We start from the raw sequence: 14,505 nt of genomic DNA on the forward strand, positions 1-14,505 counted from the left end.
GCGTGCTGGTGGTGGACGACGACGAGAAGGTGGCCGCCATCTGCCGCGAGGTGCTGGTGAGCCTCGGCTACGAGGTCGAGGCATGCTTCACCCTCGCGGAGGCTCACCGGGCCCTGCGCGAGCGCCGCCCGGATGTGCTGCTGCTGGACGTGCAGCTGCCCGACGGTGACGGCTACCACTTCCTCGAGGAGCTCAAGGCCGAGCGCGCCAGCGGCTACATCTCCGTCATCTTCATCTCCGCCCTCGCGGAGACGAGCGCCAAGGTGCGCGCCCTCAAGCTCGGTGCCGACGACTACCTCACCAAGCCCTTCGACGCGTTGGAGATGGGGGCTCGCGTGGAGACGGTGCTGCGCCGCAAGGAGCAGGAGCTGGGCGCCTCGCCCACCACGCAGCTGCCCGGCTCGGGCGCCATCGAGCGCGAGGTGCATCGCCGGCTCGTCGAGCGCAAGCCCTTCGCCTTCTGCTACCTCGACCTGGACAACCTCAAGGCCTACAACGACTACTACGGCTTCGCGAAGGCCGACGGCGTCATCCGCCAGACGGGCGATCTGCTGCGCGAGGTGTTCGGCCAGGAGGGCCTGCCCGGTGACTTCCTCGGGCACGTGGCGGGGGATGACTTCGTCTTCGTCACCGCCCTTGAGAGCGTGGATCGCATCTGCCAGCGCGCCATCGAGGCCTTCGATCGCATCATCCCGCTCTATTACGACAAGCAGGACCGGGAGCGCGGCTACATCGAGACGGACGACCGCTACGGGGAGAAGCGCAAGTTCCCCATCATGAGCGTGTCCGTGGTGGCCGTGCTGAGCGATGGCGTGTCCAACGATCATGCCGAGCTGGCCCGGCGGGCCGCGGACATGAAGAAGCGCGCCAAGGCCATCCAGGGCTCCGTCTACCTGCGCAGTGACAAGGAGCTCGCGGTCCTCCGGACGGCCGCTGGATGAGGCTCTATCAGCAGCTCATCCTCTTCATGCTCGCCGCCACGGTCCTGCCCCTGGCGGCCGTGGGGTTCATGCTGCTGTCTCGCGCCGAGGCGGAGCTGACCGAGCGCATCGTCTCCGAGCAGCGCGTCCTCGCCGAGGCCACCGCCGAGAGCGTGTCCGTGGAGCTCATGAAGACGGTGGACGCGCTCGCGCGTTCGGCGGAGCTCTTCAACTGGGAGAGCATCACCCCCGAGGAGTTCCAGGGCGGTCTTCAGCTGCTCTACGGCCAGTCTCCCGCCGTCAGCGCGGTGCTGCACCTCGACGCGCAGGGCAACCCGCGCGGCACGCCCGTCTTCCAGGAGCTCGGCCAGGGTGAGCACCCGGGGTTCGATCCCTCCGCCACGATGGCGCTCGCCCAGGCCGTGCCGGTGCAGTCGCTGCGCCGGGGGAACAAGGGACAGGCCGCCCTGGGCCGTGTCTACGCGCACGCCCCCAGCGGACGCGCGGCGGTGGCGGTGGCGGTGAAGCTGGCGGATGGCGAGGACGCTCCCTTCGCGCTCGCCGAGATCGTCTTCTCCGACCTGGAGGCGCTGCTGGCACGGCGCGCCGGGGGCAAGCCGGGACAGCTCGAGCTGGTGGACTCCTCGGCCGGGCGCATCCTGGCCAGCTCCGTCCCAGAGCGCCGCTTGCGGTCGTTGGAGGCCCCGCTGGCCACCCGGCTCGTCTCGGACGACGCGCAGGTGCGCAGCTTCCGGTTGGACGCTCCCGCCATGCGGGTGAGCGCCGCGCGGGTGCCCAAGGTGCCCGGCTTCGAGGTGGTGGCGGCCGTGGACGAGGGCGTCGCGCTGGCCCCGGTACGCGCCATGCGCCGCACGGTGCTGGTGTCCATCGGGGGCGCCTTCGCCGTGCTGCTCGGCCTGGGGGCGCTCTATACCCGCAGGCTCAACCGCCGCCTGTCCGAGGTGGTGGCCGGTGCCGAGGCCTTCAGCCGCGGCGAGCTGGAGCGGCGCGTCACGGTGGAGGGCGATGACGAGCTCACCGACCTGGCCGCCACCTTCAACCGCATGGGCTCCGAGCTGGAGGCCGCCCGTGCCCGGATGCTGCGCTGGAACGACGAGCTCGAGGCCCGGGTGGACGAGGCCACCGCCGAGCTCAAGGCCGCCCAGGCCCAGCTGCTCGAGGCCCATAAGCTCGCGGCCGTGGGTCAGCTCGGCGCCGGCGTGGCCCATGAGATCAACAACCCCCTGGCTGGCATCCTGGGCAACACCCAGCTCCTGATGCTCGAGCGGGACGAGAAGGATCCCGACTTCGACACGTTGCGGAAGATCGAGCTGAGCGCCAAGCGCTGCAAGGAGATCACCCAGAACCTGCTGCGCTTCTCCCAGCAGCGCGCGAAACCCGAGCTGCGCTCGGTGGACCTCAACGCCGTCATCCGTGACGCGCTCACGCTCACGGAGAATCAGATCTCGGGGGAGGGAGTCGTCCTCTCCACCGAGCTGGTCTGCCCGCCGGTGCGGGTGAAGGCGGACCCGGGACACCTGTCCCAGGTGGTGCTGGCCCTGCTGTCCAACGCGCGTACCGCGATGCTGAAGACCCAGACGAAGCGACTCACCCTGCGCACGGGCGAGCGGGATGGGCGCGGCTTCCTCGAGGTGGAGGACACGGGCAAGGGCATCGCCCCCGAGCACCGCTCGCGCATCTTCGAGCCCTTCTTCACCACCAAGGACATCTGGTCCAACGTGGGTCTGGGCCTGTCGGTCGCATGGCGGGTGGTCAGCGAGGCGGGCGGAAGCATCGAGCTGCGCACGGAAGTGGGGCAGGGCACTTGTTTCACCGTGTGGTTGCCAAAGGCGTGAGCGAGGGGGCCGGGTGAGGTAGTTTCGGAGCCCCATGGACGCCCCTCGCTCCAGCCGGCGCAGCGCGCCCTTCCTGATCGGCCTCGTCGCCATCCTGGCGGCGTTGCCGTTGGGCTATTTCCTCTTCCTGCATCAACCCCCCGCGCCTCCGCCTCCGCCTCCGCCCCGTGTGGTGGAGGCCCCGGGCCCCACGCTTCCTCCGGTCAAGCGTCCGGAGAGTCTGACGCTGGAGGAGATCCGCGGCACGGTGCAGGTGCGCCGCGGTGGGGAGTGGCGCGCCGCCAGCGTCGGCGAGGCGCTGCGCCCCTCGGACGCGGTTCGCACCCTGGACGGCGCCTACGCGGTGCTCATTGGTGGCGAGGCCGTGGAGGTCCGCATGGACGCCGGCACCGAGGTGTCCGTGGAGGATCTCACCGACTCGCTCTCCCGCCTCCTGCTCGGCAACGGTATGACGACGGTCCGCGTCAAACCCGAGGCCGGACAGGCGATCGAGGTGATGGCCGCGGGCAGCGACGCCGTGGCCCGCACCGAGGGCGGTACCTTCACCTTGAGCAACAACGGCGCGGGCACCGTCGCCCTGGCCACCCTCGCGGGCGAGGCCTCCTTCAGTGGCGCGCGCAAGGTCGTCATCGTTCGTGCCGGCCAGCAGTCCATCGTCCGTCCGGGCCGCGGTCCCTCGGATCCCACCCCCATCCCCACCAGCCTCCTCCTCAAGGTGAACTGGCCCGCCCGTCCCCGGCGTCAGGTCGTCGTCTCCGGACAGAGCGACCCCGGTGCCCGGGTGGAGGTGGCGGGTCGCGTCGTCCCCACCGACGATCAGGGTCACTTCTCCGAAGTCGTTTCCCTCAAGGAAGGCACGAATGCCGTGCGGGTCCATGCCTCGTCCGTCGGGGGGCTCCGTCAGGAGGAGAAGCGTGAGCTGACCGTGGACACCACTCCGCCCAAGAAGGTCACGGTTGACCCAGGGATATGGGATGACCCACCCTCCAAGGCCCCGTGAGGGCAGGCTGACAGACGAGCGCCTTGATGCCTGATTGCCAGGCCTGTTACTTGCATGACCTCCTGACCCGAGAATCACCCTTGTTCAAGGGCAATCCCGAGCGAAAGCCCGGGTGCGCAAAGCCGTGGGGCCCGGAGTACGGCCGGCTGTGGCTGCCGTGGGAACTGGCGCTGGTTGGCGCTTGGGGGGGGCTGAGCCCGGGATTGCCCTTGGTCACAGGGGTTTGGGGCCTGTCGCCCGAAGTGCAACCGGAGGTCAGCCACGATGCTGCGGACACTCACCACCCTCGCGTGTCTGATGCCTGTGATGGCCCTGGGCCAGAATGTGGGGGCGCCCCTGCGGGGCACGTCCCTGGTCGTCAACGAAGGGCCGGGAGACCAGACGGATCCCCACGTGAGCGGGTCGCTGGTGGCCTACACCAATCAGCTGAGCCTCAGCAGCAGTGAGATTCGCTATCACGATCTGGCCTCGGGTAGGGACCAGGCCATCCCCACCGAGGGGGGATACGACGCCATCTCCGACATCAGCGGCGAGGTGGTGGTCTTCACCCGCTCCACCAGTTCCAGCCGCGTCTTCCGCTTCGATGTGAGCAAGGGCGGCCTCGCGGAGGAGCTCGCTCCCCGTTCCGGCGCGGACCGGCGCGCCGCCACGGTGGGAGGCCAGACGGTGGTCTGGCAGGAGCTGGGCTACACCGCCGAGTCCGCGCCGCCGGAGATCTTCGCCTACCGCATGGACTCGCTCGCGCTCACCCGGCTGTCCGAGGACTCGAGCGTGGATCGCGCGCCCGCGGTCAGCGCGGACGGTCAGGCGGTGGTGTGGACGAAGTGCGCCACCAGCATCGATGGGTGCGACATCTGGGCGGCCCAGGCGGTCGAAGGGGGCTACCGGGTCTCCCAGCTCACCGGGGCGGAGGGCGAGGAGTCCCTGCCCGATACCAACGGCGAGGTCGTGGTGTACGTGACGCGCAGCACCGTCGACGGCGCGCCGGAGGCGGACATCGCCTGGCAGCCGGTGGGGGGCGGTGAGGTCCATCGGCTCTCGCTCCCGGGCACGGACACCAACCCCAACATCAGTGGTCCGATCATCGCCTTCGAGCGGTGGGGGGTGTCCGAAGGGACCCCCAACTTCGATCTCATGCTGTACGACCTGCGTACGCAGACGTACTACCGGCTCACCGAGACGCCGGGCAGCGAGTCGCTCAGCGACATCAGCGTGGATGCCAATGGCCAGGCGCGGGTGGTGTGGACGGAGCGGCAGGACGGCCACCTCAACGTGTACGCCTACATGTTCCGCGTGCCGAGCGACTGCGAGTTGTCGCCCACCGACGCGGATCCCGCCGCCGTGTGCGCCTCGCCCGGTGTGCGGCCGTTGTTGGGCACCCTGGTGGTGAGCAACGCCAACGGCGAGTCGGAGGTGGTCTCCTCCGAGGTCGAGGGCATCGGCACGGGCGTGCTGTGCGTGGACAATGGCTTCGAGGGGACGCGTGCCAGCGCGGGGAGGGTGTGGCTCGGCAGGGGCCTGCTGGTGGGGCCCTCCGAGCTCGGGCGGGACGTCGCGGGCATGGCGCGGGCGGTGCCGCTCCAGGGCCGACGCATGCTGTCCGCCCGGCTGGACGACAAGCCCGGCAGCGCCTTCCGGGTGCGCCTCTATGGGACGCTGTCGTGCGAGGACAGCCAGAAGGACGAGTCATTCGAGGGCTCGGAGCTCCGTTATGGCGAGCTGGTGCCCGCCGAGTCCCTGGGGACGGGGTCGGACAAGGGCGGTTTCACGCACTACTTCGTGCCGAGCGGGTACGAGGGGGAACAGGCCTCGGCTCCTGGCCTGACGGAGGGCGACGAAGCGTCGAATCACGCCTCTCCGGGTTGCAGCGCGGGGGGCGGCTCGGCGTCCCTCCTGGGGGTGTGGATGCTCGCCGTGGTGCTGCTCCGAGGCAGGGCCGCTCGGGCGTGAAGCCGTGTCGAATCGGGGAGATAGGATTTCGGGCGCGGTATGGAGGCTGATAAATTACCAATGCTCTGAACCGTTTCCTGCCAGTCCTGCTGCTCGTCGCTTCTGCGGCCTCGGCGGAGACCCTTGACATCCTGGGGCCGTCCGCGGCCGTCCCACCCGAGGGCTTTTCCATCGCCCTGGTGCGGAGGGACGCCACGGGTGCGCCCGTGTCCGCGGCGGGAATCTCCGTGTCGGCGAGCGGGGCGCGGTTGTCGCCAGGGCCCGAGCAGCCTCCCTTGAAGACGTTCCTCGTCATCCCCGAGCCGGGAGCGCGGGAGGTGAGGGTGGCCGCCGAGAGCGCCGGGTCGCGTGCCGAGGCCCGGTACGTGTTGGGCCCGCCGGCCACGCAGGTGTCGCTCACGTTGGATCCGCCCGCGCCCGTGAAGGGCCGGGACAAGGAGGCGCTGCTCACGGTGCGGATGCTCCAGCCGGATGGAACACCGGATGACACCGGGGCGCCCCCCGTGCTGCGGGCCAATGTGGGCCGGGTGGAGGAGCTCGCGCGCACCGGGCCCGGTACCTGGCAGGCTCGCTACGTGCTACCGGACACGCGCTACCCGGAGGTGGCCATCCTGGTGGCCCTCTCGGCGTGGCCCCATCCGCAGTCGATTCACGGGGCCTACGGCAAGGTGCTGGTGCCGCTCGCCACGTCGGTGGAGCTGCCGGGTCGCACCGAGCCGAACGTGGAGATCTCCGTCACCATCGCCGGGGAGACCTTCGGGCCCACGAAGGCGGCGCCGGACGGGCGCTTCCGGCTGCCCGTCATCGTTCCGCCGGGCCACAGCATCGGGCAGGCGCGCGCGGTGGACGCGGCGGGCAACGTGCGACGCTCGCGGATGAACCTGGCCTTGCCTCCCACCGACGGGCTGGCGTGCGTCCTCAACCCCCAGCGTCTCCCGGCGGATGGGGTGTCCCAGGCGCGCCTGCTGTGTGCCTCCAGTGATCCCCAGGGCCGGCCGGTGAAGGACGCACGGGTGAAGGCCTCGGCACGTCATGGCACCCTGCGCGGCCCGACGCGCGCCGAGGGAGGCCTGCTCGAGTGGATCTACACCGCCCCGCGCACGCTGCCCGCGGAGCCGGAGCGGCTGGTGGCCACCTGGCCGGAGCGGGGCAGCAGCTCGCGCGAGGAATTGTCGCTGCAACTCGTGCAGGGGCCGGCGGCGCGTGTCGCCCTGTCCCTGGCCGAGCCGATGGTTCACCTCGGCTCGACGGTGCCCGTCACCGTCACCGCGTGGGACGCCTTCGGGCGGCCGAGGCCGGGAGCCGTGGTGGTGGCGCGGGCGGACGAGGGCTCGTTCAGCCCGCCACGCGAGGACGCCCGGGGGGTGTTCACCAGCGACTGGACGTTGCCTCCGCATGGCCAGGTGGGCGAGGCGGAGGTGAAGGTGCTCGCGTATGGCCCGGTCGGTACGGAGCCGGCGCGCCTGCACGTCTGGGTGGAGGGAGGCGTCCTGTACGCGGGCGTGACGGACCTGGCCGGACTTCCGGTACCGGGACAGCCGCTGCGTGCCGGGGGTGAGGAGCGGGTGACGGGGGAGGAGGGCACGGTGGTGCTCGGCCCCGTGCGTCCGGGCCGCATGGAGGTGGTGCACGGCCAGTGGCCCGGGCTCCGTCAGACGGTGGAGGTGGTGGCCGAGGGAGGGCCCGTGTTCCCCCTGATGCGGCCCCTGGCTCCGGCCACGGCGGAGCAGCGGGTGCGGCTGGTGCCCGCCGTGCCGGTGAACGTGCGGTTGAGGGTGGAGGGCCCGCGCGTCACGTTCTGGATGGAGGACGCTTCGGGCCGGGTGCTGGAGGGTCGCGCGGCCCACGTGTGGCAGTCCGCGGGTGAGCGGAGCCCCGTGGAGGTGAAGGACGGACGCGGCAGCTTCCTCGTGCGGCATGGGGGGCCCGTGAGCGTGTCGGTGGGGGACGTGGCCACTGGAGTCACCGCGCTCGCCGAGGTGCTGCCTTGAGGCGGGTCACCTGGGCATTGTGCCTCGCCCTGCTGCCGGGTGCCGCCGGGGCGCAGCTCGCGAGGGTGGAGCCCCCGGAGCTCGCGGCGGCCATCGCCGGGCGCGTGTGCAGGGATCTGGACGGGGACGGACGGTGTGCCCCCGAGGAGCCGGGCCTGTCCGACGTCCGTCTGGTGCTGGCCACCGGCCGCGAGGTGCGCACGGACGCCTCGGGTCGCTACCACTTCGCCGAGGTGGACGCGCGCAGCCCGGATGTGACGGGCGGGGTGCACCTGCGGCCTGGCCGGCAACGGCTGCGGTTGGATCCACGGACGCTGCCGCCCGACAGCGAGGCCAGCCCCGCGGCCGTCACGGTGGAGGTGCCGTGGGCCGCCCTGGTGCTCCAGGACTTCGCGGTGCGCACCCGGGCCGAGGCCCTGTCTCCCCTGTCGCTCTCGTACGACGCGTCACCGCCCACGGCGGCGGTGGTGCCGGGTGGGGTGGAGTTCCTCGTGGCCGGGCAGGCCTCTCCGGGCGATGAGGTGACGGTGGGCGTCGGCCCGGCGGAGGTGGACGCGCGCGGCGGCTGGAGTGCGCGTGTCCGGCTCGTTCCCGGGGAGAACGTGCTGCCTCTCACCGTCCTCGGTTCCGAGGGCTCCCTGCGCCTCTTCCGTCAGCGCATCGACGTGGTGTCGCGACAGGGGAACCTGCTCGTCATCCCGCGTGAGCCCGAGCCCGAGGGGACACTGCGGCTGCCGGGCCGTGAGGGCGAGCCGCCGGCCAGTGGTCCCTCCTCGCTGCTCGTCGAGTTCCCCGCGGGTACGCGTGTGCGCTCGCCTCGGGGCGAGGTGACGGTGGGGCCCGAGGGGTCCGCGCTGGTGCCGGTGGTGCTCGCCGTGGGCCGCAACCTGGTGGCGCTGGAGATCCAGCCGCCGGGCATGCCGGCCCGGACGGTGTCGGTGCAGCTGGAGGCGGTGCCCCGGTCCTTCGCGGTGGGGTTGTTGGACATGGAGGCCACGTTCTCTCCCTCCACGAGGGACTTCCGGTTGAGGGGACGGGGGGCGGCCCATGGCGAGGCGCGCCTGGGTTCCTTCTCGCTGACGGGTGAGTTGGATCTCCGGGACACGGACGTGGACAACCTGCGCGGGAGCCCGGTGGCGGACTGGTTGCGCCCCCGCATTCCGCGGTTGGGCCGGGTGCCGGATCCGGACCTCGCCATCCCCGAGTGGGGAGATGCGTCCGTGGGCTTCACGCCCAACCCCGCCGAGGGCCGTCTGCGGCTGGAGGTTCGCCACGACGAGCTCGGCCGGGTGGGCCTGGGGACGTACCGGGCGTTGCAGGTGGAAGGGGAGGTGGGCCGCTACCACCGGCCGCTGTTCGGCCCCTTCGCGGAGCTGGCGGCGGAGCTGGGCCAACTGCGCGCGGGCGTGAACGCCTTCGCCGGAGGGCTGGCGGATCCCACGCGCTCGCTCTCGGCCCTGCCGGCGTACGAGGAGCTGCGCGGCACGGGCGGGAGCCTCTACTACCTGGGCTCGGTGCCGGTGGCGGAGGGCTCGGAGCTGCTGCGCGTGGAGCTGCGCGACGGCGTCACCGGGTTGCCGCTCGCCGAGCGCCACCTCGTTCGGGGGCGGGACTATGAAATCGACTACACGGCGGGTCGCGTCTTCCTCGCGCGCCCGCTGTCCTTCCTCTCTGGCGAGTCGTTGCTGCGCACGGATCCGCTGACGGCCACGCCCGAGCCCGTCCTCACCGTGCAGTACGCCGTGCTGCAGGCGGCCTCCCCGGTCGACTCCGCTGGAGGCGAGGCGTGGGCGGAGTGGAAGGGGGGACGGGTGTCCGTGTCCGCCGTGCACGAGCAGCGAGCCGGGGCTCCCTACCAGCTCCTCTCGGGGCACGCGCGCACCACCCTGGGGGGCTACACGCTCATGGCGGAGGTGGCCCGGAGCCGGGGCTCGGCGGTGCTGGCGGAGCTGTTCGGCGTCTCGGATGACGGAGGCCTCTCCTTCCTCCGGCCGGACGAGGAGCGGGACGTGCGGGGCGGAGATGCCCTGGGGTTGCGCCTGCGCGGGCCGGGCCTCTTCGGTCAGGGCTCGGTGGACGCGGCCTTCCGCCGGCGCACGGAGGGCTTCTCCGATGGGGCGCACGCGGACACCTCCTCCTTCCGCCAGTGGTCCCTGCGTGCCGTGCAGCCGCTGGGGTCCTGGCGCCTCACGCTGCTCGGGGATGATCGGCTCTCGACGGATCCGCGGCGGCCCTTCGAGCAGGGGCTGTTGGAAGCGCGCACGCTGGGACTGGGGCTCGGCTACACATGGGAGCGGTGGGGCGTGAGCGCGGAGCTGCGCGACGCCAGTCTGCGCGCCAGCGAGGTGCCTGGTGAGGGGCCGCTGCTCGAGGGCGGACGCACCTCCGCGGGGCTCCAGGGCCACTACGTGGTGAACGACTGGCTGCGTGTGTCGGCCGGCCACCGGCAGGCGCTGGTGCTGCGCGGCGAGGGCCCGGGCCGGGTGGACGACACCTTCTCCTCGGCGGGCGTGGACGTGACGGTCGACGAGGCCGTGGTGGGCGTGCGGGGCGGCTGGGGTCCCCAGCTGGGACCGCTGGCGTGGGTGCGGGGCACGTGGCAACGGGGCCAGGACGTCTACTACGGCGGCTACTCGGTGGATGTGGACGGGCCGGACTTCGGCGCCAGCCGCGCGGTGAGCGGGGCGAGCACGGAACTGGCGGACGGGACGAGCCTCTTCGTGGAGGACGTCGCCTCGCACGACACGAACGCCGTGCGCCTGGCGCGGGCGGTGGGCTTCCATCAGACCCTCTTCGGCGCGCTCGACGTGGGCGTGCGCTACGAGCGGGGCGTGAGGAGCGTGCTCGACGTGCCGGGCTCGCTGCGGCGCGACGTGGCGAGCGTCTCCGGAAACCTCGTCCTGGAGCGCCTCCGGGCCGATGGCCGCCTGGAGATGCGCTTCGATCGCGGCACGCCGGAGCGGGGTGTGTCGGAGCCGGTGGATCGCATCCAGGCGATCCTGGTGCTCGCGGCGGAGGCGGTGCTGCGCGAGGACCTGTCGCTCTCGTTGCGGATGAACTACGGCCGTACCTACGAGCGGGAGAGCAGGGTGGCGGAGGCCCGGTTGCTCGAGGGGTACACGGCACTCGCGTGGAGGCCAGGTCCCTTCCTCCTGGTGGCCCGCTATGGCATCACCCGCGAGCTGCAGCCCGGCGTACGCTCCGTCTTCGGGGAGCGGGCCCAGCAGGTCTTTTCACTGCTGCCGGCGGTGCGCCTGGGAGACCGGTTCGCGCTGGCGGCGGGGCTGCACGCGAGCCGGAGCAACCAGGATGACGTCGCGATATGGGTCTTCACCGGCTCGTTGCGTCCATCGGTCCGGGTGGTGGGAGGGCTGGAGGTGGCGGTGGAGGGAGCGGCGCGGTCGGTGGTGCCCGAAGAGGAATCGTTGGGTTCGCTACGTGGCGAGGTGGCGTACCGCGTGGACGAGAAGCTGCGTGTGGCCCTGGGCTATACTCTGCTGGGGTTCACGGGAACGGGCTTGCCGGAGGAGGCACAGAATGGTTCCGACAGGCTCTATCTTCGGGCGGAACTGGCGTACTAGGTGGAGCGCGCGCATGCGGCTCCTCTCCCTGGGTGCGGTGGGGGGCCTGGTGATGTTCGCCGCCGCCCACGCGCATGCCGACTGGCGCACGGGGATGTCCGTGCCGGAGCGGCCCAACGACGTCCTGGAGGTGTGGGGCCCCGAGAAGGTCTCGTTGGGGTTCTCGGAGGCGGGCAGGTCCGGGGCCTATCTGTTCGTGGACGGGGGCGTTCCCTGGAGGATCTCCGCGCCCACGGCCTCCGCTGAGTCGGCCGGCACCTACTACGTTCCGTCCGATGACTGCTTCCTGTCGGTCAGGAGGGATGGCCTTGGGACGCGCAATCTCCTGGGGGCGGATGGGGGCACGTGTGGAAAAGACTCCCTGGATAACAGGTCCATCACCCTTCCCGAGTCGGATGTCCTTCGGGTGAAGCACGCGGCCCAGGGCGGAGCCGCCGCGCTGGTGAGCAGCTTCGGCTCCTTCGGGGTCTATCTGTCGGAAACCAGCATCTACGACTCCCTCCCCTTCACCCCGGCCTACAGCCCGCCGGATTCGCTCAGCAGGGCCCTGGGGGTGGTACGGACGGACGGCGGGCTCCATGCGCTCGTGGGTACGCCGAGCTCCAACTCCCTAGTCTACTGGATCACCAGCAGCGGGTTGAAGGAGAAGCGGTCTCAGTCTCCGTCGATGGGCGCCGTGATGGCGATTGACATGTTCCCCGCGGGCAGCCCGGTGGCTCCCCATGCCGTGGTGGGCACTCAGCAGGGCTTCCTTCAAGGGACGTTGCAGGATGCTGGGACCCCGCTCAGAGCGGTCCAGGTGCTCGACGGCTGGAGCGTGAAGAGCCTGTCCATGAACGTGATGGCCGGGGGTGATGCCGGGACCGGGTTTGGCATGGCCGTCGTGTCGCGGGCGGATGGCGGTACCGGGGTGATGGGCTCCGTGCCCATGCTCGCGGACACGGAGGCGGGGCGCATCTGGCGCTTCAGGCCGCTTCCGGCGGAGGTCGCATCGGCTCCGTTGAAGGAGGTCGCCTGCACGGGCGCGAGCTACTGCGTCTTCACCGTGGACCGGGCTGGTGGGAACAACATCTTCGTCTATACCAACGATGCGGGGCCGAGCATCTCCGCGAGCGCCCTGTCGGCGACCGTGGTGGATGACCCGATGGGCGCCTCGGTGACGTTCGACGAGAGCGTGCCTGGCCAGCTCACCTTCGCGGCGAATGATCCGGAGGGAGATCCGGTGCTGGTGACGGCCTCGCATCAGCTCGTGGGCTCGACTCCATGGACGGTGACTCCGGTCAGTGGTGCGCCGGGAGATCCCGTCGTATTTCAGGTCACCCCCGGCGCCATCTGCCAGCGCGAGGCGCACGTGGGCACCTTCCTGGTCCGGGCCGCGGACGGCCTGCCCGCGCACGACGCCTCCAAGACCTTCCAGGTGTACGTGAAGCACACGCGGGCTCCGGGGTTTCCCTCGGTGGTGTTCCCCGATGGCAGAGAGGTCCCGAGCGGTCCGGTCGCGATCGAGCTGGCCGCGGGCGGAGCCCCCTTGCTTCTGCGGGCGCTCGGTGGCGACACGACGGCCGCGGGATGTCGGATCCAGAAGCGCTGGGAGCCCCGGTTCTCGGGCACGGGGGTCCCGTCGCTGGAGCAGGACGGGGGGACCGCCGTGATCACACCTCCGCGGGTCTTCTGTCAGGCGGGGGGCGGGGACTTCGGCTTCCGGCTCCAGGTGGAGGATGAGGGAGGGCTCTCCACCTTCAGGGATTACAAGGTGCACGTGGCGCCCTGGGGCCAGCCGAACGTGGTGTTCAGCGCGGACTCGGGAGTGGAGTACCTGAACGCCGGGCAGTCGTTGGCGCTCACGCCCGACAACCCGCGCCCCCACGACTGTGTGGACAGCCCCTCCTTTCCGGGAGTGGTGCGCCTGTGGCACGTGACGTCGTCCGACGGAGGCGTGCCCGGTGGTGGCGTCACGTTCCGGGATGGGAGCGGCGGGCCGCCGATCCAGGGCTTCCCGGCGCCAGCATCGGCGCTCGTGGTGGAGGCACCGCACTGCGTCGATACGACCCAACTGATGATCCGCACCGAGCACCACGTGGGAGCCGCCGATGGTCTCGCCGGTCCGTCCTCGGTGCGTCAGGTGATGATCCAGACCGACAAGGAGCCGTTCGACGCGGGCGTGCTCGTGCTCGAAGAGGACCCGAAGCCCTCGGGCGAACTGGTCGTGAGCGTGATGTCGAACCTCAACTGCGCGGCGGAGCGTGGCCTGCGTGCCGACCTCCAGCTCGAGCCCATGGACGGAGGGGGGCCGACGCAGGTGGCACAGGTGGATATTCCAGGCGAGTGGCGGTTCCCTCTGGGCCTGGGCTGCCAGGGCGGGGACTTCCAGTTGAAGGCCTCGATGACGGAGGAGACGGGTCTGCGTTCCCTCGTGATGACGAAGGACGTGGCTGTACCCTCGTTCGATGCGGGGCTGGAGCCGCTACCACCAGAGGATGCAGTGCTGGTGGCCCGCTGCAACGAGGGCGTTCGCGCCACGCTGACCCAGACCTTCCCTCCGGAAGCCTGTCAGACGCCGGCCGTCACCTGGACACAGGTGGATGGCCCAGAGCTCGAGCAGGGCTCCCTGTCCGGTCACACGGTGTCGTTGGCCACGCGGGACACCGGGCTGGATTCGCTGGTGGGCAGGTCCGTGGTGATGCAGGTGACGGCGGACGCGGGCCCGGAGAAATCGACCGGGATTACGCACACGCTGCCCATCACCGTGGAGCCCTTCGTGAAGCTGCGCCGCCGTACCGAGGTTCCGGCGGCGTCGGAGACGGGGCTCGTCGGCGTCTCCGTGGAGATGCTCAACACCACCGCGTGTGGCGTGACGGACGTGCGCTACGTGGAGCGCATGGAGGGCATGACGTACGTGGAGGGCAGCGCGAAGTTCGACGGCCAACCCGTGATGGCCACCTGGAACGAGGGGGCGCTCACCGTGACGGGGCTGTCCCTGGGGAGTGAGGTCCCTGGGACGTTGACCTACGTGGCGCGTCCCCACCTGGTGGGCGAGCGGCGCATGGAGGGCGAGGCCCGGCTGCGCGACGTGCCCATTTCGATCGTCACGACTCCCGGGCCCCAGGTGCCGGACTCCGGTTGTGGCTGCACGAGCTCGGGTCCGGGCCCGGTGCTGTTCGCGCTCGGGGCGCTGGTGGCGGCCGTGCGCCGCCGGCGTCGGTGAGG

6 protein-coding genes and 2 pseudogenes are annotated in these 14,505 nt (G+C 71.1%); all 8 read left to right on the plus strand.

Translation table 11 applies throughout. The annotated features are described in order from the left end of the window. Nucleotides 1-62: 62 nt before the first annotated feature. Nucleotides 63-365: pseudogene (locus JQX13_RS56570) on the plus strand (response regulator transcription factor); the annotation flags it as partial. Between the two features lie 105 nt (nucleotides 366-470). Next, nucleotides 471-941 (plus strand): annotated as a pseudogene (locus JQX13_RS56575) (diguanylate cyclase domain-containing protein); the annotation flags it as partial. Continuing rightward, nucleotides 938-2,776, plus strand: coding sequence for a sensor histidine kinase (locus JQX13_RS36190; protein WP_203403994.1), 1,839 nt, complete (start codon nucleotides 938-940; stop codon nucleotides 2,774-2,776). The pseudogene JQX13_RS56575 and the gene JQX13_RS36190, both read left to right, overlap by 4 nt. A gap of 34 nt (nucleotides 2,777-2,810) precedes the next feature. Then, the gene (locus tag JQX13_RS36195; RefSeq protein WP_203403995.1) at nucleotides 2,811-3,776 is read left to right on the plus strand and encodes a hypothetical protein; all 966 of its coding nucleotides are present in this window, start codon (nucleotides 2,811-2,813) and stop codon (nucleotides 3,774-3,776) included. 264 nt (nucleotides 3,777-4,040) lie between these two features. After that, nucleotides 4,041-5,726 (plus strand): TolB family protein, encoded by a 1,686-nt coding sequence (locus tag JQX13_RS36200; protein WP_203403996.1) that lies wholly within the window; start codon nucleotides 4,041-4,043, stop codon nucleotides 5,724-5,726. 86 nt (nucleotides 5,727-5,812) lie between these two features. Beyond that, nucleotides 5,813-7,717 carry a hypothetical protein gene (locus JQX13_RS36205; protein ID WP_203412373.1) on the plus strand — a complete coding sequence of 635 codons (1,905 nt, stop codon included), beginning with the start codon at nucleotides 5,813-5,815 and terminating at the stop codon, nucleotides 7,715-7,717. Further along, complete coding sequence (locus JQX13_RS36210) at nucleotides 7,714-11,298, plus strand: flagellar motor protein (protein ID WP_203403997.1); 3,585 nt, start codon at nucleotides 7,714-7,716, stop codon at nucleotides 11,296-11,298. The genes JQX13_RS36205 and JQX13_RS36210 overlap by 4 nt, the downstream gene beginning before the upstream one ends. Nucleotides 11,299-11,311: 13 nt before the next feature. Next, nucleotides 11,312-14,503, plus strand: a complete 3,192-nt coding sequence (locus tag JQX13_RS36215) for an MYXO-CTERM sorting domain-containing protein (RefSeq protein WP_203403998.1) — start codon at nucleotides 11,312-11,314, stop codon at nucleotides 14,501-14,503. Nucleotides 14,504-14,505: the final 2 nt, after the last annotated feature.

The organism is Archangium violaceum, assembly GCF_016859125.1.
Taxonomy (GTDB): Bacteria; Myxococcota; Myxococcia; order Myxococcales; family Myxococcaceae; genus Archangium; species Archangium violaceum_A.

Coding starts and splice junctions, on each gene's coding strand:
- JQX13_RS36200 (WP_203403996.1), top strand. CDS start 4,041: ATGCTGCGGACACTCACCACCCTCGCGTGTCTGATGCCTGTGATGGCC.
- JQX13_RS36215 (WP_203403998.1), top strand. CDS start 11,312: ATGCGGCTCCTCTCCCTGGGTGCGGTGGGGGGCCTGGTGATGTTCGCC.
- JQX13_RS36190 (WP_203403994.1), top strand. CDS start 938: ATGAGGCTCTATCAGCAGCTCATCCTCTTCATGCTCGCCGCCACGGTC.
- JQX13_RS36195 (WP_203403995.1), top strand. CDS start 2,811: ATGGACGCCCCTCGCTCCAGCCGGCGCAGCGCGCCCTTCCTGATCGGC.